Origin of the sequence: Sciscionella marina DSM 45152, from assembly GCF_000379465.1 — a bacterium.
GTDB classification, from domain to species: domain Bacteria; phylum Actinomycetota; class Actinomycetes; order Mycobacteriales; family Pseudonocardiaceae; genus Sciscionella; species Sciscionella marina.
Genome location: NZ_KB905403.1, coordinates 144,535 through 165,852, shown reverse-complemented (window position 1 = coordinate 165,852; position 21,318 = coordinate 144,535). Strand labels below are relative to the sequence as shown.

General features: G+C 68.6%; 20 protein-coding genes. 9 read left to right on the top strand and 11 right to left on the bottom strand.

Features of this window, described 5'->3' with window-relative positions; translation table 11 throughout:
• Window positions 1–8: 8 nt before the first annotated feature.
• On the bottom strand, window positions 9–653 hold the full coding sequence (locus tag A37U_RS0125450; RefSeq protein ID WP_020499496.1) for a class I SAM-dependent methyltransferase: 645 nt from the start codon (window positions 651–653) through the stop codon (window positions 9–11).
• 24 nt (window positions 654–677) lie between these two features.
• Window positions 678–1,199 (bottom strand): NADPH-dependent FMN reductase, encoded by a 522-nt coding sequence (locus A37U_RS0125445; RefSeq protein WP_020499495.1) that lies wholly within the window; start codon window positions 1,197–1,199, stop codon window positions 678–680.
• A gap of 129 nt (window positions 1,200–1,328) precedes the next feature.
• Between A37U_RS0125445 and soxR the strand changes: the two genes are divergently transcribed.
• Window positions 1,329–1,784 carry a redox-sensitive transcriptional activator SoxR gene (gene soxR / locus A37U_RS0125440; RefSeq protein ID WP_020499494.1) on the top strand — a complete coding sequence of 152 codons (456 nt, stop codon included), beginning with the start codon at window positions 1,329–1,331 and terminating at the stop codon, window positions 1,782–1,784.
• Between the two features lie 41 nt (window positions 1,785–1,825).
• On the opposite strand, the gene A37U_RS0125435 is transcribed toward soxR, so the two are convergent.
• Both A37U_RS0125435 and A37U_RS0125430 read right to left on the bottom strand, forming a co-directional pair.
• On the bottom strand, window positions 1,826–2,761 hold the full coding sequence (locus A37U_RS0125435) for an alpha/beta fold hydrolase (RefSeq protein ID WP_020499493.1): 936 nt from the start codon (window positions 2,759–2,761) through the stop codon (window positions 1,826–1,828).
• A gap of 81 nt (window positions 2,762–2,842) precedes the next feature.
• Window positions 2,843–3,172, bottom strand: coding sequence for a winged helix-turn-helix transcriptional regulator (locus A37U_RS0125430; protein ID WP_240437673.1), 330 nt, complete (start codon window positions 3,170–3,172; stop codon window positions 2,843–2,845).
• Between the two features lie 93 nt (window positions 3,173–3,265).
• On the opposite strand from A37U_RS0125430, the gene A37U_RS0125420 reads away from it, so the two are divergent.
• Together A37U_RS0125420 and A37U_RS0125415 are read left to right on the top strand one after the other, a co-directional pair.
• Window positions 3,266–4,261: an NAD(P)H-dependent flavin oxidoreductase gene (locus tag A37U_RS0125420; RefSeq protein WP_020499491.1), complete on the top strand. Its 996-nt coding sequence runs from the start codon at window positions 3,266–3,268 to the stop codon at window positions 4,259–4,261.
• Window positions 4,258–4,617, top strand: a complete 360-nt coding sequence (locus tag A37U_RS0125415) for a nuclear transport factor 2-like protein (RefSeq protein WP_020499490.1) — start codon at window positions 4,258–4,260, stop codon at window positions 4,615–4,617. Before A37U_RS0125420 ends, A37U_RS0125415 begins: the two co-directional genes overlap by 4 nt.
• A gap of 146 nt (window positions 4,618–4,763) precedes the next feature.
• Here the strand turns inward: A37U_RS0125415 and A37U_RS0125410 are convergent, their stop codons facing one another.
• A complete protein-coding gene (locus A37U_RS0125410; protein ID WP_040588753.1) occupies window positions 4,764–5,678 on the bottom strand; it encodes a LysR family transcriptional regulator in 915 nt (304 codons plus the stop codon).
• A 237-nt stretch (window positions 5,679–5,915) separates the two neighbouring features.
• On the opposite strand from A37U_RS0125410, the gene A37U_RS0125405 reads away from it, so the two are divergent.
• Window positions 5,916–7,040: a TDT family transporter gene (locus A37U_RS0125405; protein WP_020499488.1), complete on the top strand. Its 1,125-nt coding sequence runs from the start codon at window positions 5,916–5,918 to the stop codon at window positions 7,038–7,040.
• Here A37U_RS0125405 and A37U_RS0125400 read toward each other — a convergent pair.
• Both A37U_RS0125400 and A37U_RS0125395 read right to left on the bottom strand, forming a co-directional pair.
• Entirely contained in the window at window positions 7,023–8,330 is a 1,308-nt protein-coding gene (locus tag A37U_RS0125400; protein WP_020499487.1) for a lipase family protein, read from the bottom strand. The genes A37U_RS0125405 and A37U_RS0125400 overlap by 18 nt on opposite strands.
• Before the next feature lie 11 nt (window positions 8,331–8,341).
• Entirely contained in the window at window positions 8,342–9,601 is a 1,260-nt protein-coding gene (locus A37U_RS0125395) for an MFS transporter (protein WP_020499486.1), read from the bottom strand.
• A gap of 125 nt (window positions 9,602–9,726) precedes the next feature.
• On the opposite strand from A37U_RS0125395, the gene A37U_RS0125390 reads away from it, so the two are divergent.
• On the top strand, window positions 9,727–11,979 hold the full coding sequence (locus A37U_RS0125390; RefSeq protein WP_020499485.1) for an excinuclease ABC subunit UvrA: 2,253 nt from the start codon (window positions 9,727–9,729) through the stop codon (window positions 11,977–11,979).
• On the opposite strand, the gene A37U_RS0125385 is transcribed toward A37U_RS0125390, so the two are convergent.
• The gene (locus A37U_RS0125385; RefSeq protein ID WP_020499484.1) at window positions 11,969–13,516 is read right to left on the bottom strand and encodes a CocE/NonD family hydrolase; all 1,548 of its coding nucleotides are present in this window, start codon (window positions 13,514–13,516) and stop codon (window positions 11,969–11,971) included. The genes A37U_RS0125390 and A37U_RS0125385 overlap by 11 nt on opposite strands.
• A gap of 24 nt (window positions 13,517–13,540) precedes the next feature.
• Window positions 13,541–15,016, bottom strand: a complete 1,476-nt coding sequence (locus tag A37U_RS45265; protein ID WP_020499483.1) for an FAD-dependent oxidoreductase — start codon at window positions 15,014–15,016, stop codon at window positions 13,541–13,543.
• Window positions 15,017–15,051: 35 nt separating this feature from the next.
• On the opposite strand from A37U_RS45265, the gene A37U_RS0125375 reads away from it, so the two are divergent.
• Entirely contained in the window at window positions 15,052–15,771 is a 720-nt protein-coding gene (locus A37U_RS0125375; RefSeq protein WP_020499482.1) for a TetR/AcrR family transcriptional regulator C-terminal domain-containing protein, read from the top strand.
• On the opposite strand, the gene A37U_RS45260 is transcribed toward A37U_RS0125375, so the two are convergent.
• A complete protein-coding gene (locus tag A37U_RS45260; protein WP_020499481.1) occupies window positions 15,756–16,574 on the bottom strand; it encodes an isocitrate lyase/PEP mutase family protein in 819 nt (272 codons plus the stop codon). The genes A37U_RS0125375 and A37U_RS45260 overlap by 16 nt on opposite strands.
• 59 nt (window positions 16,575–16,633) lie before the next feature.
• Here A37U_RS45260 and A37U_RS0125365 point away from each other — a divergent pair, with 59 nt between their 5' ends.
• Genes A37U_RS0125365 through A37U_RS0125355 form a run of 3 tightly spaced genes read left to right on the top strand, consistent with a single transcriptional unit; the run spans window position 16,634 to window position 19,124 of the window.
• Complete coding sequence (locus A37U_RS0125365) at window positions 16,634–17,842, top strand: Tm-1-like ATP-binding domain-containing protein (protein ID WP_020499480.1); 1,209 nt, start codon at window positions 16,634–16,636, stop codon at window positions 17,840–17,842.
• Between the two features lie 2 nt (window positions 17,843–17,844).
• Window positions 17,845–18,687 (top strand): phosphoenolpyruvate hydrolase family protein, encoded by an 843-nt coding sequence (locus tag A37U_RS0125360; RefSeq protein ID WP_020499479.1) that lies wholly within the window; start codon window positions 17,845–17,847, stop codon window positions 18,685–18,687.
• Window positions 18,687–19,124, top strand: coding sequence for an SRPBCC family protein (locus tag A37U_RS0125355; protein ID WP_020499478.1), 438 nt, complete (start codon window positions 18,687–18,689; stop codon window positions 19,122–19,124). Before A37U_RS0125360 ends, A37U_RS0125355 begins: the two co-directional genes overlap by 1 nt.
• On the opposite strand, the gene pabB is transcribed toward A37U_RS0125355, so the two are convergent.
• Complete coding sequence (gene pabB / locus A37U_RS0125350) at window positions 19,109–21,160, bottom strand: aminodeoxychorismate synthase component I (RefSeq protein WP_026197590.1); 2,052 nt, start codon at window positions 21,158–21,160, stop codon at window positions 19,109–19,111. The genes A37U_RS0125355 and pabB overlap by 16 nt on opposite strands.
• Window positions 21,161–21,318: the final 158 nt, after the last annotated feature.

Sequence of the window (21,318 nt, the reverse complement as noted above, 5' to 3'; positions counted from 1 at the left end):
GGGCGAAGTCAGTCGCGGCACGCCGTGCCGAGAATGATGGGGCGCACGGTCGGCATACCGAGCGGCATCCTGCCGTGTTCGAGAAGTTCCACCGTCAGCGGGGAATCGAAGAGCGATCGTTCGGTGCGCCGGTTCGGATGACAGCCCGCGCCGAAGAACCGGTGCGGGCGCTCGACGGCGTCCTGCAGGTGACCGAGCAGCGTGCCCGGCCCCGCGTGCACGTGTTCCAGGAACAGGTACCTGCCACCCGGCGCGAGCACCCTGGCGAACTCGGCGAGTGCCGCACGCGGATCCGGGACCGTGCAGAGCACATAGCTGGCGACCACGGTGTCGAAATCGCCGTCCGCGAAGGGCAGCTCCTCGGCGCGGGAGTCCAGGATCCGCCACGCCGCTGCCGCCGGTGGGTCGGCCGCGAGCCTGCGCTGCAACCGCTTGCGCATCGGCGCGCTCGGCTCCGAGACGGTCAGTTCGCTGACCGCGGGCGGATAGTAGGGCAGATTGAACCCGTTCCCGGCGCCGATCTCCAGCGTCCGCCCGCTCGCCTGGCCGATGAGCTGCTCGCGGATCCGGCCCTGACCGGCACGTTCCGCAGCGCCGAGCACGATCGGGTAAACGGCGCTGAATAGCCGCTCGTTCAGCCCTGCATCGCGCATAGGGCGACCCTACCAGACAGTAACCTAGCTGAACTCCCTTGTTTTGCGACCATCACGCAGGGTGAATGCCCACCACGCGAGCCGGTCGAGCATCACCTCCGCGGCCTCCTCCAGCGGTTTCGGCTCCACCGGGGCGCCGTCCGCGTCGAACTGCGCGTAGACGTCCGCGATGCTCACCGAATCGCGGACGGTCATCGCATGCAGTTCGGCGAACACCAGCCGCAGCCCTTCGACCGCGCGCAGCCCGCCCGAGATGCCGCCGTAGCTGACGAAGCCGACCGGTTTCGCGTGCCACGGTAGGAAAACCGCGTCGATCGCGTCCTTGAGCGGGCCCGGATAGGCGTGGTTGTACTCCGGGGTGACCACCACGACGGCATCGGCGGCCTCGATGCGCTCCGCGAGCACGGGCCCCGCGGCGAGATCGATCAGGTCCACCTCCACATCCGGGCGCGCGCCCGCCCGCTGCGCGAACCACCGCGCCACGACCGGGCCGAACCTGCCCTCGCGCACACTGCCGATCAGTACCGCGAGCCGATACGTTTCCATGACTGCACTCCTCGCTCTCGACCTTGTCGCAGCGAACGATAAAACCTCAATAAAGGTTCAGGTCAATGCTTTGGCATCATCGGCTTCGATCGGCTAACCTCAAGTATTATTCAGGAAGGAGGGAGCCGGATGAACCAGGTTCCGTGGGACGCCAAGGAACTCAGCGTCGGCCAGGTCTCGGAGCGCAGCGGGGTGGCGATCTCCGCGCTGCATTTCTACGAGCGGCAGAATCTGATCCACAGCAGGCGAACCTCCGGAAATCAGCGCCGCTATCCCCGGGAAACCCTGCGCCGCATCGCGTTCATCCGCATCGCCCAGCGCGTCGGGGTACCGCTGGCGAGCATCGCCGAGTACCTTTCCCAGCTGCCCAACGATCACGCACCCTCGCGCGCCGACTGGAAACGCGTCACCCGCCTGTACCAGAACGAGATCGACGAGCGCATTCACCGGCTGCAGCAGCTGCGCGATGAGTTCACCGAATGCATCGGCTGCGGCTGCCTTTCCATCGGCAGCTGCAAGCTCGCCAATCCCTACGACACCCTCGCCGACCACGGACCGGGTCCACGCCGGCTGCTGGAGAATTAGAGTTCGAGTCACCGATTCCCCCCGGCAGTGGGCCGCCCTGGCTACCCCACGGCTTCGCGATCGATGAACGCGGTCAGCGCGTCCACGAGTGCGCCGGGCTGCTCATCGGGAATGAAGTGCCCGGCGTCCGGGATGACTGCGCCCGACACATTGTCCGCCCAGGGGCACAGCGAAGCGGCCATATCGGGGATCGAGCCATGGGAGCTGGAGATTCCCATGACCGGGACGCTCAGGTGCCCTCGCGCGAGGGCATCATGATTCTCCCGCGCCGATTCCGCGGCATCCCGGTAGTAGGCGAGCGACGCGCGCAGACCTCCCTCGGCCGCGATCGCGGCGGCATAGTGGTCGATCTCGGCTTGCTCGAAGGTATGCGGGGACAGTGCCTTGACCTTCAGGAACCAGTCGACGTAGGCACCTTCGCGACCGGCGAGCAGCGTCTCGGGGAGATCGGGCACGAGGTGGAACGCGAAGTGCCAGGTCTTCCAGGCCCGATCGGGATCCGTCGGGATGGTGTCCGGAAGGGTGATTCCGGGGATCCCGGCGTCGAGCAGGGCGAGACCGTGCAGGTGGTCCTCGTATTTCAGGGCCAGCGAGAAGGCCACCCAGGCTCCGATGTCGTGGGCGACGAGCCAGTACCTCGGCACGTCGAGCGCGGTCACCGCGGCGTGGACGTGCGCGGCGGCGGTGTGCGTGTCGTAGCTGCCGTGCGGGCGTTCCGAGTGGCCTTGCCCCGGCAGGTCGATCGCGATGACGCGGAACCGCTCGACGAGTCCCGGCATCGCCTTGCGCCAGGCCCACCAGGTCTGCGGGAATCCGGCGAGCAGAACGACGGCGGGCCCAGCCGGACGGCCGCCTTCCACGGCATGAATCCGGACGCCTCCCGCATCGACCCAACGGTGGGTGAATCCCGCAAGCTCGTGCAGTGGTAACCCGGAAACCGGGTTCTGGGCGCAAGAGCGGTTCGCGGTGTCGGTCATGTCCCGAGCCTACCTTATTTTGGACCGATCGATCCAGGACGAGCCGACTGAACTTCCCGGGAGTGGCCCGCACGAAACCGACTAGGACAGCTCGCGCGCCCAGCGGTCCGCCCAGTCCACGAGCGGGGACAGCGCCTGATAGGCCGCATCGCCGAGTTCGGTGAGCCGGTAGCGGCTGTCCGGTAGCTGATGGATCAGCCCGGCCTCGAGCAGTTCGGTAAGCCGCTGGCGCAGCACGCTCGAGGACATTCCGTCACAGCGCGCCTGCAATGGGCGGAAGCCGAGCTCACCCTCGCGCAGCTCCCAGATGATGCGCAGCGCCCAGCGGCGGCCGAACAGGTCGAGCGCGGCCATGAGCGGGCGGCCGGTCGTGGATCCACGTACCGGCTTGCCTGGCTGCGGCGTCGTCACCGAAGGGATCACACCTCGCTCGGTTGCTGCTTCGGATTCAGACACGCTAACATCGCGGCCTGCTGCTTCGATTTCCGAAACACGGTGATACGCATGAGTGAGCTCGATACACCGGTCTGCGCACTGCTCGGGATCCGGGAACCGGTCGTGCAGGCCCCGATCGGTTCGGCGGCCTCCCCGGAACTGGCCGCGGCGGTCACCGCGGCGGGCGGACTCGGCATGCTTGCCCTGACCTGGGTGAACGGCAACGAGGCGCGGCGCAGGATCCGGCGGGTGCGGCAGCTGACCGACGGGACCTTCGGGGTGAACCTGGTGCTGGACTTCCCGGTCGAGGAGGTGCTGGATGTCTGCCTCGGCGAAGGGGTTCCGGTCATCTCCACGTTCTGGGGCGATCCGGCGCCACTGACCGAACGCGTGCACGCCGCGGGGGCGCTGCACCTGCACACGGTCGGCGATGTGGCGGAGGCACGGCACGCCGTGGACGCGGGTGCCGACGCGATCGTGGCGCAGGGCTGGGAAGCGGGCGGGCACGTGCGCGGCGAAGTGAGCACCATGGCCCTGGTCCCCGCCGTGGCCGACGTGGCCGGTGCGGTGCCGGTGCTCGCGGCGGGCGGGATCGGGGACGGTCGCGGACTCGCCGCGGCACTCATGCTCGGCGCGCAGGCAGGCTGGCTCGGCACCCGGTTCCTCACCGCGCACGAGGCGGACACCCATGCGCTGTACCGGGAACGGATCCGCGCCGCAGCAGTGACCGATACCGTGCACACCCACTGTTTCGACGGCGGCTGGCCCGCCGCGGCGCACCGGGCCCTGCGCAATTCCACCGTCACGGAATGGCGGCGCGCCGGATGCCCCGCAGGGGAACAGCGGCCGGGCGCGGGGACCGTGGTCGCGGTGGATCGGGCGGGCCGCGAACATCTGCGCTACGCGGACATGATCCCGACCGCGGGCGCGCACGGGGAGCTCGAGGCACTCGCCATGTACGCGGGCCAGTCGGCCGGGCTGGTGCACACCGCAGAGCCCGCCGCTCGGATCATCGCGGCACTCATGCGACAGGCTAGCGAAACACTCGCCGGGAGAACACGATGAGCGCGCACGAGTACGCCAGGGCACTGGCCGCCAACGACACCGAGCGGCTGCTCGCCATGCTCGGTACGGACATCGTGTTCCGCAGCCCGTTCAGCACGTGGGAAGCCGAGGCGATCGGGCAGGTCTACCGCGCGCGGACAGCGGTGTTCGAACGGCTCGCCGTGGACACGGTGCTCGGCGAGGCGCCACGGGCCGCACTGCTCTGGCACGCGCAGCTCGACGGAACCACGGTCGAGGCAAGCGAAATCCTCACCTTCGACGGAAACACGATCGAGCGGGTCGACGTCTTCCTGCGCCCCGCCGAAGTGCTCGATCCGGTGTTCCGCGCCATGAGCCGCGCCTGGCCGCCGCGTTGACCGGCCAGTGTGCCGGGCGCGGACAGCGTGCGGGCGCACCTGCTCGAGGTGGTAGCGGCCGTGCATGGCGGTCTGCGAGGTGCCCAGTTCCGGCGCCGGACGGGACATGTCCTTCCGGTACAACGGAACCAGCCCACCGAACGGAATCAGCGTTCCCGTTCGGCGATCGCGAGCAGATCACGCGCCGGACCGCGCGGGGTCTGCCCGGCGGGCCAGATCGCGCGCAGCGGGCGGGTCAGGTCCACCCCGGCGACGGGGACCCGGACCAAGGTTCCCGCCTGTAGTTCACCGGCGACGGTGCGGGCGGACAGCACCGCGGGACCCGCCCCCGCGGCCACCGAGGATTTGATCGCGGTGGTCGAGGACAGTTCGAGCAACGGTTCGGCGAGCGCGTCCACCCCGCCCGCGCGCAGTGCCCCGGCCAGCACCTCCCGGGTTCCCGATCCGCGTTCCCTGGTGACCAGCGCAGTCGCGGCGAGCCGGGCACCCTCCACGCCGCGCCGCCGTGCCCACGGGTGACCGGGCGCCACGACCAGCACCAGCTCATCGCGGGCCACGGTGCGCGAACGCAGCCCGGAGGGCACCGAGCGCCCCTCCACGAAACCGAGCTCCACCGAACCGGACTGCACCGCCTCGATCACCCCGGAGGAGTTCGCCGAGACCAGTGCGACCGCGGTGCCCGGATGCCGCGCACGCAACCGGAGCAGCCAGCCGGGCAACAGGTACTCGGCCACCGTGAGGCTCGCCGCGACCCGCAGGTGGGTGTCGTGTTCATCGCGCAGCGCGGCGATTCCCGCCTCCAGATCGGCGGCCGCGGCGATCACCGGCCGGGCCCAGTCGACGACCAGCCCGCCGCGCGCGGTCAGGTTCGAACCGCGCGCGGTGCGTTCCACCAGCGGCACCCCGAGCTGCGCCTCGAGCCGGCGGATCCGCGCACTCGCCGCGGGCTGGGAGATCCCGTGGGCGCGCGCCGCCGCCCCGATACTGCCGAGCCTGGCCAGGGACAACAGGAGGTCGTATCCGGTCAGGTCCGCCACCCGTGGCGGAAGTGGCTCAGTCATAACCACAGATTATGGATGTCGAGTGCGGAACCGTCTACCGGGGTGCCCGCCACGCGGCAACCCTTGAAGCATGACCCTGTTGACCCGATGCGGCCCTCCGTGCGCTCCGACGTTGGCTCGACTTCTCACTCGCTCCGGGCCTCAGTCGCTAGCGCTCCCTCGTATCCTCACTCGATCGGCGCCTTCGCAGATTCGCTCGCTGGCGCTCGCTGCGATGCTCCGGAAGGACCGCCTCGCATGACCTCTCTCGCCGAACGCACGCCGCCGGAACCGGTCCTGTTCCGTGAACTCGGTCGCCCACGCGAACTGTTCGCCAATATCGGGCCCAATTGGTACGCCTCGATCATGGGCACCGGGATCGTGGCGAACGCGGCGGCCACGCTTCCGCACTGGAATGCGGCCCTGCGGGTTCCGGCGACCGTGGTGTGGGTGTTCGCCACGGTCATGCTGCTCGCGCTGCTGTTCGCGACCGTCGTGCACTGGGTGCGGCACACCGACCGGGCGCGCGGGCATGCGGCGAATCCGGTCGCCGCACAGTTCTGGGGCGCCCCGCCGATGGCGCTGATGACCGTCGGCGCGGGCGCGCTCTCGATCGGCAGCGGCATCCTCGGCACTTCCGCTGGACTGACCATCGACTACGTGCTCTGGACCGCGGGCACCGTGTTCGGCCTGTTCACCGCGGCCTGGATCCCGTACAAGATGATGACCTCGCACCGGATCGCGCCCGATGCCGCGTTCGGCGGCTGGCTGATGCCGGTGGTCCCGCCGATGGTCTCCGCGGCGAACGGGGCTGCGCTCATCCCGCACATCGCGGATCCGGGGCTGCGCACCACGATGACGCTCGGCTGCTACGCGATGTTCGGCATCAGCCTGTTCGCCACCCTGTGCCTGATCCCGCAGATCTGGCAGAAACTGGTGCACCACAAGACGACCGCGGCCACGGCGGTACCGACCATGTGGATCGTGCTCGGCCCGCTCGGCCAGTCGGTCACCGCGGCGAACCTGCTCGGCAAGGCAGCCCCGGCGGCCTTGCCCGCGCCCTATGGCAAGGCCGCCGAGGTGTTCGGCTGGTTCTACGGCATCCCGGTCTGGGGCTTCGCCATGCTGTGGCTGGTGATCGCCGCCGCCGTCACGATCCGCACCCTCCGTTCCGGTATGCCGTTCGCGCTGACCTGGTGGGCCTTCACCTTCCCGGTCGGCACCTGTGTCACCGGCTCGAGCGCACTGGCCGCCCGCACCGGCGCCGGGCTGTTCGCCGACGCTTCCCTTGTGCTGTACGTGTTCCTGGTGTTCGCCTGGGCGGTGGTCGCGGTCCGCACGATGCGCGGGAGCCTGCGCGGCGAGCTACTCCGCCCCGCCTGATCCGGTGAGCTGCTTGCCCAGCCAGTCGAGCGCGACCGGGGAACCGATCACCCACGGGGCGATGTGCCCGAGCGCGGTGCCCGGGAACAGTGGCGGCAGCGGTTCGGACTCCAGTTTCACCGAGGCACCCTTGGCCTTCCAGTCCTTGGCGAGCTGCGCGACCTGCGGATAGGGCACCAGATCATCGTTGACGTTGGAGGCCAGCATGACCGGGGCGTTCGGTTCGCGGTTGCCGATCTTCTGCTCGTCCAGGATCTGCTTGGCGATCGGGTACCGGTCGAGCACCGCGCTCAGCGGTTCCCCGGTGCGCGTGAAGTCCTTGGTCTTCTGGAAACCGGTGCTCAGTCCGGTGGCCACAACGCATTCCTGCCCGACCCGATTGAGCATTTCCTTGCCCTTGGCGTTGGTTTCGGAGTCCACCAAGGGTTTGATCTCCGGGTACTGCGCCTCGAACCCGTTCAGCGCGTAGCCGATGGCACCGCTGAGGATCGTGCCGTCGATGGTCTTCAGCGTCGCGCGCAGATCCGCGGGCGGCGCACCGGCATAGGTGCCCTTGATGGCCAGCTCCGGCGCGTACTCGCGCGCCGATTCCGCGGCCGCGGCCACCGCGCCACCGCCCTGCGAGTAGCCCCACATGCCGATCGGGTTGTCCTTGCCGATACCGCTTTCCGGCAGTCGTTGCACCGCGCGGGCCGCGTCGAGCACCGCGTGCGCCTCATCCGCCCGGTTCACATAGGTGTGCGTGCCCGGGGTGCCGAGCCCTTCGTAGTCGGTGACCACGACGGCGTACCCCTTGGCGAGCATCGCGCCGACCATCAGCCACTCGTACTCCACGATCGGCCCGCCCGGTCCGTCCAGGCTGATGCCCTTTTCGAACAGCTTCGAGGGGGCACACTGATCCCCCTGGCCGATGGTGCCGACGGCGAGGTCCACGAGTGGCCGCTCGCCCTTGCCCTTCCACGGCGCTTTGGGCGCGAAATACGTTCCGGTGACCGCGATCGGTTTCCCCGCGGCGTCGGTGCTGTGGTACATCAGCCGCGTGGTTTTCGCCCCGCTCGGCGGCAGGGTGTTCATCGGTTCGCTGCGGAGGAGATCGCCATTGTGGCCCGCGGGCACCGGATCCGGTGGGGTGTAGAAATCGCCTTGTTGTGCCGCAGCAGGCAGTGCACACACGCCGAGCGCGGCGACCGCGGCCGTGCAGGCCGCGAGCAGCTTCTTCCACAAGCCGATCACCTCATCACTGAGCTGGTTACCGGCGAGTAGGTTAGAGTGCTGGAGCGCGTTCGTCAATGCACGCTGGGTTAACCCGACCGTTCCTCGGCGATCCGCTCGAGTGATTTCCCCGCCGTGTCCGGCATGAACACGAATCCCGCGATCCCGGAGATCACCAGGAAAACCAGCAACAGGGCGGCCACCGGGGTGAATCCACCGGACCCGAGTACCGGTACGAACAGGCTCCACACCCCGAGCAGCAGCCGGGCGAGGCCGAAGGTGAACCCCTGCGCGGTGCCGCGGAGTTCGGTGCGGAACAGCTCCTGGCTGAACACCTTGTAGAAGGCTTCCCCGGCGAGCGCGCTGCCCACGTAGAACAGCAGGATGTTCGCGATGATCACCGGGATCGTGAACGGCAGCACGAGCACCAGCACGAACGCGGCCACCTGCAGGATGCTGCCGATCAGCCACAACCGGCGGCGTATCACGTGCCCCCGGTCGGCGAACGGCATGAACAGCGCGCCGATCGCGATCAGCCCGATCAGGAACCCCGCCCCGGACAACGCCACCCCGGTCGCCTGACTGCCCGCGCCGAGCGAAGAAACCATGTACGGGGTGAAGATCCCATAGGTACCCGCGGCCAGCCCCCAGAACAGATAGATCACGCTCGTCCAGGACAGCGCGCGCAGGGTCTTGCCGCGAAACAGCGCCCGGATCCGGGCGACCCCGCCACGCGAAGCTTCCTGCCAGCGCGCGGATTCCGACATGCCGCGCCGCAGCGCCCAGGTGATCAGCGCGGCCACGAACAGCTGGGCGAACACGATCCGCACGCCGAGCAGCCCGAGCCCGGAAAGCGCATAGGACAGCGCAAGCACCACGATCGGCCCGCTGTACCAGGCGATCTGGGTCAGACCGATGAGCCGCGCCCGCGCCCGCGATGGGGAGAACTCCCCGACAAGCGCCAGCGAGGTCGGCACATCGGCACCGACCGCGAGCCCCACCACGAAGGTGCCCGCGAACAACATCGCCGGGTTCACCGCGAGCGCGATGCAGGCGATCCCCGCCGCGTAGACGAGCAGATCGTACTTGTAGATCCGCTTGCGTCCCAAGCGATCCCCGAGCCGGCCACCGATCACCGAGCCGATGGCCGCGCCGATCGCGTTCGGCCCGATCGCGGCCAGCGCGCCGACCGCGGTCGAGGAAAGCCCCAGCTCCGCCTGATACAGCGTCAATCCCGCGCTGAGTGCCACGATGGACCCCGCGTCCAGATAGGAGGCCATCCCCGCGAGTACCGACCACTTCCACTGCTGCCGTGTCACGCCCGCGTCCTGCGCGATCCTGGTCGTCATCCCCAACTCCGTTCGACGGTGAACGAGCACAGAGCAGATTAACCGAAGAGGATCGCGTTGTGGCGTACGATTTTCCGCGCGATTGCGGCCGGAAACTGGCCGGTTGACCGCATAGCGTGTCCGGCATGACAGCGGTCGAAACGACAGAATACCTGCGGGTACGCGGGGCCCGGGTGCACAACCTGCGCGATATCTCGGTCGATATCCCGAAACGGAAACTCACCGTGGTCACCGGCGTCTCCGGTTCGGGCAAATCCTCGCTCGTCTTCGACACGATCGCCGCCGAATCGCAGCGTCAGCTCGGCGAGACCTTCAGCACCTTCGTGCGCAACCGGCTGCCGAAATACGGCCGTCCGGACGTGGACCGGCTGACGAACCTGTCCGCGGCGATCGTGGTCGACCAGAAACGGATCACCGGGAACTCGCGCTCCACGGTCGGCACGATCACCGATATCGCCGCGCTGCTGCGCCTGTTGTGGTCCCGCGCGGGTGAACCGTACCTCGGTGCCTCAAACCTGTTCTCCTTCAACGATCCGGAAGGCATGTGCCCGCGCTGTTCGGGGCTCGGCGAGGTGCGCACCGTGGATCTGGACCGGCTCGTGGACCGGACGCGTTCGCTGAACGAGGGTGCGATCGTTTTCCCGACCTTCGGGGTGGGCGGCTGGATGTGGCGCACCTTCGCCGATTCCGGGCTGTTCGACAACGACAAGCTGCTGGAGCGCTACACCGAACAGGAATGGCAGGCGTTCGTGTACGGCGCGGACGCCACCGTGCAGCTGCCCAGTCAGGGCGGTCCGGTGCCGACCAAGTACGAGGGCCTGCTGCAGCGCTTCGAACGCATCTGGTTGCCCAAGGATCCCGAATCGCTGTCCGGGAAGACCAGGGCCGCCTTCGAATCCGTTGTGCGCCTTGGGGTGTGCGAACAGTGCCAGGGTGCCCGGCTGTCCGCGGCCGCGTTGTCCAGCAGGGTCGGCGGGATGAACCTCGCCGAGTGCTACCGGCTCGAGGCGGTCGAACTCGCGCGGTTCCTGCGCGCTATCGAATCCCCGGTCGCCGCCCCGATTCTCGAGGTGGCCATCGAGCAGGTGGACCGGCTCGTCGCCATCGGACTGGGTTATCTGAGCATGGACCGGGCGACCGGGACACTGTCCGGCGGCGAATCGCAGCGAGTGAAGATGGTGCGCCATCTCGGCAGCAGCCTCACCGATATGACCTGCATCTTCGACGAGCCGAGCATCGGGCTGCATCCGCACGACATCCACGCGGCCGGTGAGCTGCTGTGTTCCCTGCGGGACAAGGGGAACACCGTCATCGTCGTAGAACACGATCCGGCCATCATCGCCCAAGCCGACCATGTGGTGGACATCGGGCCAGGGCACGGATCCGCGGGCGGCCAGGTGGTGTATCAGGGACCGGTTTCCGGGCTCACCGATTCCACTGGCCCGACCGGGAAACACTTGCAGCGCGCCCCGGAAATCAACGATTCACCACGGAAACCGCTCGACTGGGTGGCCATTCGCGGGGCGGCGAAACACAATCTGCGCGCGATCGATGTGGACATCCCGCTCGGCGTGCTCACCGCGGTCACCGGGGTGGCCGGTTCCGGAAAATCCACACTGCTGCGCGAGTACCTGCCCGGAGCGAACTTCGTCGACCAGTTGGGCGTGCACCGTTCCCGGCGGTCGAACATGGCCAGCTACACGGGAATGCTGGACCGGATCCGCACGATCTTCGCCGCCGAACACGGGGTCTCAGCCGCGCTGTTCTCGGCGAACTCCAAGGGCGCCTGTGCGAACTGTTCCGGCCTCGGTGTGGTCTACACCGATCTGGCTTTCCTCGATCCCGTCACGAACATCTGCGAACAGTGCGGTGGCCGCCGATTCGCCGCGGAGGTGCTGCGCTATCGGGTGCACGGCAAGAACATCGGCGAGTTGCACGAGCTGACGGCTGCCGAGATCACCGAACAGTTCCCGGATCCCAAGGTGTGCGCGATCGCCGAGCGGCTGACCGATGTCGGGCTGGACTATCTGCCGATCGGCCAGCCGTTGAACACCTTCTCCGGGGGCGAGGCGCAGCGGCTGGCGATCGCCGACGAACTCGACGGCCAACCGCGGCGCTATGTGTTCGACGAGCCGACCACCGGTTTGCACCGCGCCGATATCGCGCGCCTGCTCGCGCTGTTCACCCTGCTGCTCGATGCGGGTTCCAGTGTCATCGTCATCGAGCACAACCTGGATGTGATCGCGCGCGCCGACTGGATCATCGACCTCGGGCCGGGTGCGGGTGCGCAGGGCGGAACGGTCGTGGCGACCGGAACCCCGCGCGCGGTGGCCGACTGCGCGAACTCGCTGACCGGCCGCTATCTGCTCAGTAGGTGAGCGTGGCCGGGTGCTGTGGGCTCGAACCGAACGTGACCGTGCTGCCCTTGGTGGCCGCGCTCGCGTACCGGCCGTCCATGGTGTCCACGACGAGGCTGAGGTGATGCCCGGCTGGGACGGTCCAGGAGATCGGCTCGAGCGCGAGCTCGATCCGTTGCGGCGCACCGGGTTCGGCGCCGCGAATGGTGACGGGTTCGTGCGTGATCAGCTGCCCGTTGCCGTGCGCGTCGGTGTCGTAGAGGTAGGCGAACAGCGTCGTGTCCCTGGTGCTCGGGGTCGCGGTGACCGCGAGGCGCGGTGTTCCGGTGACCGGGGTGTCGGTGGCGACCGGTGCAGCCGACCACACTCCCGCGTTGTTCCGGGACACCGCGGGGATCGGCGCGGTGACCGGGGCCTTCAGGTAGCCGAGCAGGGCGCCGCTGAGGATGAGGGTGCCGCTGTCCGCCGGGGACGGCACACCCGCCTCGATGCGTTCGCTCCAGGACGCGGGTGCCGCCCCGATCCCTTGGGCGCTCAGATATTGCCGGTGCTGGGCACCTTGCGTCGCCGCCCAGGAGGCATAGCCGCGGTACGCGTCCTGCTTGGCCGGTTTGAGTTGCACGGGGCTCTCGGTGTCGATCCCGTTGCCTGCCCCGCGCAGGTAGTGGTCGAACCAGCGGGTCAGGTTCGACCAGACCTCGTTCGGCAGGCCGAGCGCGCCGGTGGCTTCACCGGTTCCGTGCTCGCCCGGCTGCAGCATCAGCCGCTTCGGGGTGTGCAGCCGGTTGAAGAAGTCCACGTACTGCCCGGGCGGGAAAATCCCATCCTCGAAGGAGTTCGCGAGCAGGATCGCCGGTTTGCCCTTGTCCAGCTGGTCCACCTTGGTCGAGACCGAGCGCTCCGGAGCGAGCTCGAGCGCCGTGTTCAGGTCGCCCTTACGGTAGTTGTCCTCGATGAACTTCAGCGCGGTTCCGGGCCGTCCGGTGAGCCGACCGAGCGCGAGCAACGACTCCGCCGCCTGCACATTCACGGTCTTGTCGGCATACAAGGATTCCCCGAGATCCGCCCAGCCACTCAGCGCGCCGACCGCGTGCACCCGCTTGTCCGCGGCCGCGGTGAGCAGGCTGATGCCCGCACCGTAGGAGATCCCGGCCATCCCGATCCTGCCGATGCTGCGGTGCTCCACCGCCCAGTCGATCACCGAGCTCGCATCCGTCACATCCTCGGGACCGGCGACCTCGATCCGCCCTCCGGAGTCGCCGAATCCGCGTGCCGCATAGCTGATCACCGTGTACCCACCGGACCGCGCGAGCCGCTGCGCGCCGAGCAGATACTCCGCGCTCGGCGCGCTCCAGCTGCCCGGCATGACGATCAGCGGATGCGGGCCGGAGCTTTCCGGAGTCACCACGAACGCGCCGAGCCGCACCCCGCCCGCGCCGGTGATCTGCGTATAGCTGGTGTCCACCCCGGGCGCGCTCGGCACTTTGGGCGCGGCGGCCGCCGTCGAACCGAGTAAGGCGAACGATATTCCGAGCGCGACTGCCCGCAACCGGCGCATAAGAGCCTCCTCATCGCGGGGGCATTACTGCGCAGTAGTGAAGCAAACACCGTCGGCGACCGCAAGTTCGGTGAGCCGTCGCGGATCGGTACCGCGCCAGGCGATGACCTGGTCCGGGCGCAGCAGCACCGCCTCACCGGGCTCGAGGAAATCGACATCTGCCTGGTGCACCGGAAAACCACAGTCCTGCCAGGGAATCGGCGAACCCGCGACCGCGAGGGCCCAGTCCGGCCCGGCGAGGTCGAGGGTGGAGCGCCCCTCGGCGAGCCAGCGATGCGGAATCCGGGTCCCGATCCGGCCGGTGGGCGCGAATTCGGTGATCGGCTCGGTTTCGGTGATCCCGGGAAGCGGATACTGGAATCCGCCGCAGGCAAGGACATAGGGATGCGCGAGCCCTTCACCACTCGGTACACCGTCGCGCAGGTTGACGGTGCGGATGCTGGACTGCTCGGCGGTGAACCAGCCCGCCGCATGCCGTTCGGCGTGGTAACCGTCGAGTGGTCCGGTCCTGCCGCGCAGGGCCGCGGCGAGCTGCCAGCCGAGATCGTGCACATCGGCGATCCCGGTGTTCGCCCCGCTCGCCGCGAACGGCGGCATCACGTGCGCCGCATCCCCGGCCAGAAAGACCCGTCCCGCGCGATACCGATCGGCCACCCGCATTTCCGCTTGCCAGGCAAGGACATTGTGCACCTCGAGGCCGGGAAGCGGTGCGCCGATCGCGGTCTCCAACACCCTCTGCCACTCCCGCCCGGTATCCCCGCCCGCGGCCATGAACACCCAGCGATACCGCCCGTCGACCGAGCAGAGCCCGCCGCGGGCCTGCGGATGCTCGATCTGGCAGAGGTTGAATGGCTTGTCCCGCACCAGCTCCCGCAGATCCGCGGTGAAATACACGTTCACGTTCGGCTCGCCGAGCACGCCCTGCCCGGAGCGCGTGATGCCCAGCGCCTCCCGAATCGGGCTGCGCGCGCCATCGGCCGCGATCAGATAGCGCGCCCGAACCTGTTCGCCGGTATCGGTCGTGGCCGTCACCGATTCGGCGTCCTGGACGACTCCGGCGACCTCGGTGCCGAACCGCACCCGCGCCCCGTCCCGAACCGCGGCCTCGCGCAGCACCGGTTCGAGCAGGTCCTGCGCGATCAGGCAGGGCAGCTCGGGGCTTGGCTCCACAAGAATGGGTTCGATCGCGGTTCCCGAGTCGTCCGCCGGGCGCCACAACGGAAGCAGCTCGGCCTCCGCGAGGGTGCGGCCCGCGGCCATCCGGTCATGGCCCGCCAGATCCCGCGCCGCTTCGCGGATCAGTTCCGCGCGGCCGAGCTCGCGAAAGATCTCCATCGTGCGCATGTTCACCCGGCGCGCCTTCGGCTGCGAGGAGGCTCCGGTGCGGCGTTCGAACAGGGTGACCGCGAGCCCATGGTGACGCAGTACCAGTGCCGCGGTGAGCCCGACCAGTCCGCCACCGACCACGAGCACGTCGGTCTGTGTACGTTGTACATTCATGATGTACGTTGTACATTCCAGTTACGATGCCGTCAATGACGACACCACAAGGGGACGGCGAGCTGATCTGGCTCACCGAGCCCGCCGACCGCGCCGGCGAGCAGCTCTCCCGGGAGCGGATCGTGGCGGCCGCGATGGCGATCGCCGACGAGGATCCGCGCGGCGAGGTCACCATGCGCGCGATCGCCACCCGGATCGACACCCGCAGCCCGATGGCCCTTTACCGCTATGTGCGCAGCAAGGACGGGCTCGCCGACCTGATGAACGACGAGGTGTTCGGGCAACTCGAGATACCGCGCGGGCAGGGTTGGCGTACCTGCCTGCGCGGGCTCGGGCATTCCGCGAGCGCGGCGCTCGGCAGGCATCCGTGGTGGGCCCGGCTCGCGTTCAGCCGCCCGCCGCTCGGCCCCAACGCACTCGCGGTCTACGACCACTGCCTCGCCGAGCTCGACGGACTCGGGCTCGACGCGGCGACCAGGATGGGCTGCATCAGCACCGTGTTCGGGCAGGTGTACAGCACCGGACTCGCCGCGCTCGAGGAACGGGCGATGCGGGCCCGGATCGGGGTACAGAGCGAGGGACAGCTCGCCGATCTCGCCCGCCCCTACCTCGACCGGATCACCGAGCAAGGTGTGCATCCGCACTTCATCGCGTGGGCGAACGACCCCGGCAGGCTCGCGCCACCGCCACAGGATTTCGCGCGCACCCTGGAATGGCTGCTCGACGGCCTCGAGCGGGATTACGCGAGCGGTTGACCGGTTCCGCCGCTGAGCAGGCCGTCGATCGGGAACGCGTCCAGCGCGAGCTCACCCGTCTCCAGGATTCCGCGGGCCGCGCGGAATGCGCTCGTCATGGCCGCACGGGAAAGGGCCGAGCCGAGGCTGATCCGGCTCGCCCCGAGCGCGCCGAGCTCGGCGACCGTGCAGCGTGCCGCTGCGCCCGCGGGGAGCACGTTCACCGGGACCCGGACCGCCGCGCAGACCTGGGCGATCGACTCGGTGTCCGGCAGCCCGGGCGCGTAGACGACGTGGGCGCCCGCTTCCTGGTAGGCGAGCAGGCGTTCGATGGTCTCCTCGATGCCGAATTTTCTCTGCAGAAAGTTCTCTGCACGCGCGGTGAGCACGAATCCGTGCGCCCGGGCTGTTTCCGCGGCCGCCGCGACCCGTTCGACGGCGAGACCGAAGGGGTACAGCGGGTCCTCGGCGCGCCCGGTGGCATCCTCGATCGAGCCACCGGCCGCCCCGGTCCGCGCGGCGAGCGCCACGGTCTCGGCCACCTCCTCGGGCCGGTCACCGAAGCCGTTCTCCAGATCTGCCGAGACCGGGATGGGCACCGCGTCCACGATCTCGCGCAGATTGTCCAGGGTGGCCGCGCGCCCGACGAGGTTCGCGGCGTCCCGGTGGCCCCGATGCAGCGCCAGCCCACCGCTCGTGGTCCCGAGCGCGGTGAACCCCGCCGCGTGCAGCATGATCGCGCTGCCCGCGTCCCATGCGTTGGCGAGCACGAAGGCCGCGCGCTCCTCGTGCATCCTGGCGAACCGCTCCGCTTTCCCGTCCACCAGCGCAGTATGGCAACGAGTAGATTCGGCCGCGGCCGAAACGTTCCCAGGGAGGCGATATGACGACGGCGTACATCATCGGGACGTTCGACACGAAGGGAACCGAGCTCGACTACGTCGCGGAGCTGGTCCGCGCGGCCGGGGTACCGGTGTGCACCGTGGACATCTCCACCACCGCTGCATCCACTGTATACAAAGCATCCACGGAATCCAGTGCACACATCGAGCCCGGCACGGTAGCCGCGGCGCACCCCGGCGGCCCGGATGCCGTGTTCACCGGGGATCGGGGCAGCGCGGTCGCCGAGATGGCGGTGGCGCTCGCCGCCTGGCTGCCTGCCCAACCGGTCGGTGGGGTGCTCGGGCTCGGCGGATCGGGTGGCACCGCCCTGATCACCCCCGCCATGCGCGCGCTCGCGGTTGGCGTGCCCAAGATCATGGTCTCCACGGTCGCTTCCGGGGATGTCTCCGCCTATGTGGCGGGAAGCGATATCGCGATGCTGCATTCGGTCACCGATGTGGCCGGGCTGAACCGGATCTCCCGCCAAGTACTCGGCAACGCGGCACACGCCCTCGCCGGGGCCTGCCTGCATCCGGTCCCGGTGCACGATGACCGCACCGCGATCGGGCTGACCATGTTCGGCGTGACCACTCCCTGCGTGCAGGCGGTGAGCACGGCGCTGGCCGAACGCTTCGATCCGCTGGTGTTCCACGCGACGGGGACCGGCGGCATGGCCATGGAGAAACTCGTCGACGACCGGCTCATCGGCGGGGTGCTGGACATCAGCACCACCGAGGTGTGCGACCACATCGCGGGTGGCGTGCTCAGCGCGGGCGAGACCCGGATGGACGCGATCGCCAGGACCGGGGTGCCCTATGTCGGCTCCTGCGGCGCACTCGACATGGTCAACTTCGGCGCTATGGATACCGTGCCCACAATGTATACAGAGCGCACACTGTATCCACACAATCCACAGATCACCCTGATGCGCACCGATGTCGAGGAGTGCACCCGGATCGCCGAGTTCATCGCGGGCAAGCTCAACGCCTGCTCCGGCCCGGTCCGGTTCCTGCTCCCGACGGGCGGGGTCTCCGCGCTGGACGCGCCCGGCCAGCCCTTCCACCACCCCGAGGCCGATGCGGCACTGTTCGGCACCCTCGAACGCGCCGTGCGGCAGAACACCGATCGCCGGGTGATCCGCTCCCGGCACCACATCAACGACCCCGAATTCGCCACGGAACTGCTCGCACTATTCGATGAGGTGATCTGATCATGCCGCGCACCGACCGCGCCGAACTGCTCGCGAAATTCCGCGCCATGGCCGCGGCCGGGGAACCGATCCTCGGCGGTGGTGCGGGGACCGGGCTTTCCGCGAAATGCGAGGAGGCGGGCGGGATCGACCTGATCGTCATCTACAACTCCGGCCGGTACCGCATGGCCGGGCGCGGCTCGCTCGCCGGCCTGCTCGCGTACGGGAACGCCAACGAGATCGTCGTCGAGATGGCCGCCGAGGTGCTCCCCGTCGTGCGGCACGCCCCGGTGCTCGCGGGCGTCAACGGCACCGATCCGTTCCTGAACATCGCGAATTTTCTCACCGAACTCGGCGGGCTCGGATTCTCCGGGGTGCAGAATTTCCCCACGGTCGGCCTCATCGACGGCACGTTCCGGGCGAACCTGGAGGAGACCGGCATGGGGTACGCGCACGAGGTCGCGATGATCGCCGAGGCCAACCGGCAGGATCTGCTCACCACGCCGTACGTGTTCTCCGTCGAGGACGCCCGCGCGATGACCGAGGCCGGGGCCGACATCCTGGTCTGCCACATGGGTCTGACCACCGGTGGTTCGATCGGCGCCGAGACCGCGAAGACTCTCGACGACTGCGTCGCCCTGATCGACGAGTGGGCCGCGGCGGCCCGTTCGATACGCGAGGACGTGCTGGTGCTCTGCCACGGCGGGCCGATCGCCGAGCCCGAAGACGCCGAATACGTGTTGGCGCGGACGGAGTATTGCCACGGCTTCTACGGAGCGAGCAGCATGGAACGGCTGCCTGTCGAACGAGCGCTCACCGAACAGACACGGGCGTTCAAGAAGAGCGCGCGAGGGAAGGACAACTGATGCCCCGGCCGTATGCGAGTGGAATCGTCCCGGCGAACGCGGACACCGTGTGGGAAATCGTGCGGGACTTCAACGGAATGCCCGCCTGGCACCCCGGAATCGCGCGCAGCGAACTCGAAACGGGGGCGAGCGCGGCGACCGTCGGTGCGGTCCGCCTGCTCACCCTCCCGGACGGCGGAACCGTGCGCGAGCGGTTGGTCAGTCTCGACGACACCGATCGCCGGATGACCTACGACATTCTGGACAGCCCGTTCGCGGTGCGCCGTTACCGGTCCACCGTGCGGGTCGCGCCGGTCACCGCGACGGACGAGGCCTTCGTCGAGTGGTGGTGCCATTACGACGCCGAGGCCGCGGACGAGCCGGAGCTGGACAAGACGTTCACCCGTGCCATCTACGCGGCGGGGATCACCGGCCTCGCCGATCACCTGGCGAGCTGATCCGCCCGTCCGGGAAAGGCCGCACCGAGCAGCCCGAGCAGCGGTGCGGCCTTGACCGCGGTCTCCTCGAACTCAGCTTCCGGTTCGGACAGCGCGACGATCGCCCCGCCGACCCCGTAACGGATCCGCCCCCTCGCATGCACCAGGGTGCGGATCGCGATGCTGAAATCCGCCGCCCCGGAAAGCGAGAAATAGCCGATCGCCCCGGAATAGACCCCGCGCGACCCCTCTTCGAGTTCGTCGATGATCCGCATGGTGCGCACCTTGGGCGCCCCGGTCATCGAGCCGCCGGGAAACGCCGCGCGCACGCAGTCGACCGCCGAACAACCGGGGCGCAGCCTGGCCCGGACAGTGCTCACCAGCTGGTGCACCGTCGCATAGCTTTCCACCCGGAAGCTCTCGCTCGCGTCCACCGAACCGATTTCCGCACACCGGCCGAGATCATTGCGCACCAGGTCGACGATCATCAGGTTTTCCGCACGGTCTTTCTCGTTGTCCGCGAGGTCCGCACGCAGCTCCGCGTCCTCTTCCGGTGACCTCCCGCGCGGGCGGGTTCCCTTGATCGGCCTGGCTTCGAGCGCGCCGTCCGCACCTACTTTGAGGAACCGTTCCGGGGAGGTGCTCAGTACCGTGAGCCCGTCGAAGGCGAGCAGCGCCGCGAACGGGGCGGGATTGGCGGCGCGCAGTTCCCGGTAGGCGGCGAGCGGGTCGATGTCACCGTCCGCTTCGATCATGTTGGTCAGGCAGACCTCGTAGGTTTCGCCCTGTCCGATCAGCCGCTGGCATTCGGCGATCTTCTCGAGGTATCCGGCGCGGTCGTGGCGCAGGCGCAGTTCTCCGACGCGCACGGTCCGGGTGGCCCTTCCGGTCTCGGTGTTCGCCAGTTTCGCCCGGGTCTCGGCGAGCCATTGCCGTGTGCCGCCGGGGTTTGCGGGCTCGGCGAGCGCGAGCAGGTACGTCGTCCCGGTCTCCTTGTCGAACACCACCGCCCGGTCGGCGAACACCAGGTGCGCGTCCGGGTCCGGCGCGCGGTGCCGGGCCCGGCCGCCGCACTGTGCCTTCAGTTCATAGCCGAGATAGCCGATCCAGCCGAGCGCGAACTCGAAGGGAAGTTCCGGGCGGCGCACCCGGATCCCGCGCAGGTCGCGGTCCAGCCAGTCCAGGAGATACCCGGAGGCCACCTCCGTTCCGTGTGCGGAGTGGACGGTCACCGTCGCGCTGGCGACGTCCGCGCTCGCGACGCGTGCGAGTGGCCCGCTCGCGTCGCCCATGATCGAGAACCGGCCGAGTTCGGTATCGGTTTTGCTGCTGTCCAACCAGAATGCGTGCGCACTGTCGGCGAACAACCGCTCGAACGCGTATTCCTCGGCGCAGGCGTTGTGCATTGTTTCCACGAGCAGTTCGAATTCGCGTTCCGGTTTTTCCGACCGCATGTCGATCACGGTCCGGGTTCCGGTTTTTCGCGATTCCGCCTGTCGCAGGAAATTTTCGAGCAACCGCTCACCGTATTCGGTGCACAGCGATTCCGGGTGGAATTGCACTCCCCATTGCGGGCGTTCACGGTGCCGTAGCGCCATCAGTGTCCCGTCCGCCGTCCACGCGGTGGCTTCGAGTTCCGCGGGGAGCCGGTCCACGACCAGCGAGTGATAGCGGACGACCGTGAACGCCGAAGGGATGCCCGCGAACAGCTCGCTTCCGTTGTGGAACACGGTCGAGCAGCGGCCGTGCCGTGGTTCGGCGGCGGGGACGACGCTGCCACCGTGCAGGGCCGCGATGCCCTGGTGCCCGAGGCAGATGCCCAGCAGTGGTCCGGTGAACTGCCGAACGACCGGCGCGCAGATACCGAAGTCCACCTCGCGTACCGGCGTTCCGGGGCCGGGGGAGAGCACCACATTGTCGAATTCGGCGAGCAGCGCGGCACGCCATCCCGGCTCATCATTCTTGACGACGACCGGCTCCTGCTCGCTGACCGAGGCGAGATAGTGAAATAGATTGTAGGTGAAGGAATCATAATTGTCGATCAGCAACGTGCGCACCACAATGAAGGTACCGGTTTTCGGCGGTTACCTCTACCGGCCGTGGATGAGCTCTACCCCACTATCCGAAGCCCCAGCCCCACGAAGCTTCCAGCCCCACGCAGCCCCCACCCTCACCGGGGGGCGACCCCGCATCCAGTATATCGGTACCAGGGCCT

Bases quoted from the DNA above. Each gene is read 5' to 3' on its own strand.
- A37U_RS0125375 (WP_020499482.1), top strand. From the start codon at position 15,052: ATGACGACACCACAAGGGGACGGCGAGCTGATCTGGCTCACCGAGCCC.
- A37U_RS0125415 (WP_020499490.1), top strand. From the start codon at position 4,258: ATGAGCGCGCACGAGTACGCCAGGGCACTGGCCGCCAACGACACCGAG.
- A37U_RS0125420 (WP_020499491.1), top strand. From the start codon at position 3,266: ATGAGTGAGCTCGATACACCGGTCTGCGCACTGCTCGGGATCCGGGAA.
- A37U_RS0125355 (WP_020499478.1), top strand. From the start codon at position 18,687: ATGCCCCGGCCGTATGCGAGTGGAATCGTCCCGGCGAACGCGGACACC.
- A37U_RS45265 (WP_020499483.1), bottom strand. From the start codon at position 15,016: ATGAATGTACAACGTACACAGACCGACGTGCTCGTGGTCGGTGGCGGA.
- A37U_RS0125390 (WP_020499485.1), top strand. From the start codon at position 9,727: ATGACAGCGGTCGAAACGACAGAATACCTGCGGGTACGCGGGGCCCGG.
- A37U_RS0125445 (WP_020499495.1), bottom strand. From the start codon at position 1,199: ATGGAAACGTATCGGCTCGCGGTACTGATCGGCAGTGTGCGCGAGGGC.
- A37U_RS0125410 (WP_040588753.1), bottom strand. From the start codon at position 5,678: ATGACTGAGCCACTTCCGCCACGGGTGGCGGACCTGACCGGATACGAC.
- A37U_RS0125435 (WP_020499493.1), bottom strand. From the start codon at position 2,761: ATGACCGACACCGCGAACCGCTCTTGCGCCCAGAACCCGGTTTCCGGG.
- A37U_RS0125395 (WP_020499486.1), bottom strand. From the start codon at position 9,601: ATGACGACCAGGATCGCGCAGGACGCGGGCGTGACACGGCAGCAGTGG.
- A37U_RS0125405 (WP_020499488.1), top strand. From the start codon at position 5,916: ATGACCTCTCTCGCCGAACGCACGCCGCCGGAACCGGTCCTGTTCCGT.
- soxR (WP_020499494.1), top strand. From the start codon at position 1,329: ATGAACCAGGTTCCGTGGGACGCCAAGGAACTCAGCGTCGGCCAGGTC.
- A37U_RS0125385 (WP_020499484.1), bottom strand. From the start codon at position 13,516: ATGCGCCGGTTGCGGGCAGTCGCGCTCGGAATATCGTTCGCCTTACTC.
- A37U_RS0125450 (WP_020499496.1), bottom strand. From the start codon at position 653: ATGCGCGATGCAGGGCTGAACGAGCGGCTATTCAGCGCCGTTTACCCG.
- A37U_RS0125360 (WP_020499479.1), top strand. From the start codon at position 17,845: ATGCCGCGCACCGACCGCGCCGAACTGCTCGCGAAATTCCGCGCCATG.
- A37U_RS0125365 (WP_020499480.1), top strand. From the start codon at position 16,634: ATGACGACGGCGTACATCATCGGGACGTTCGACACGAAGGGAACCGAG.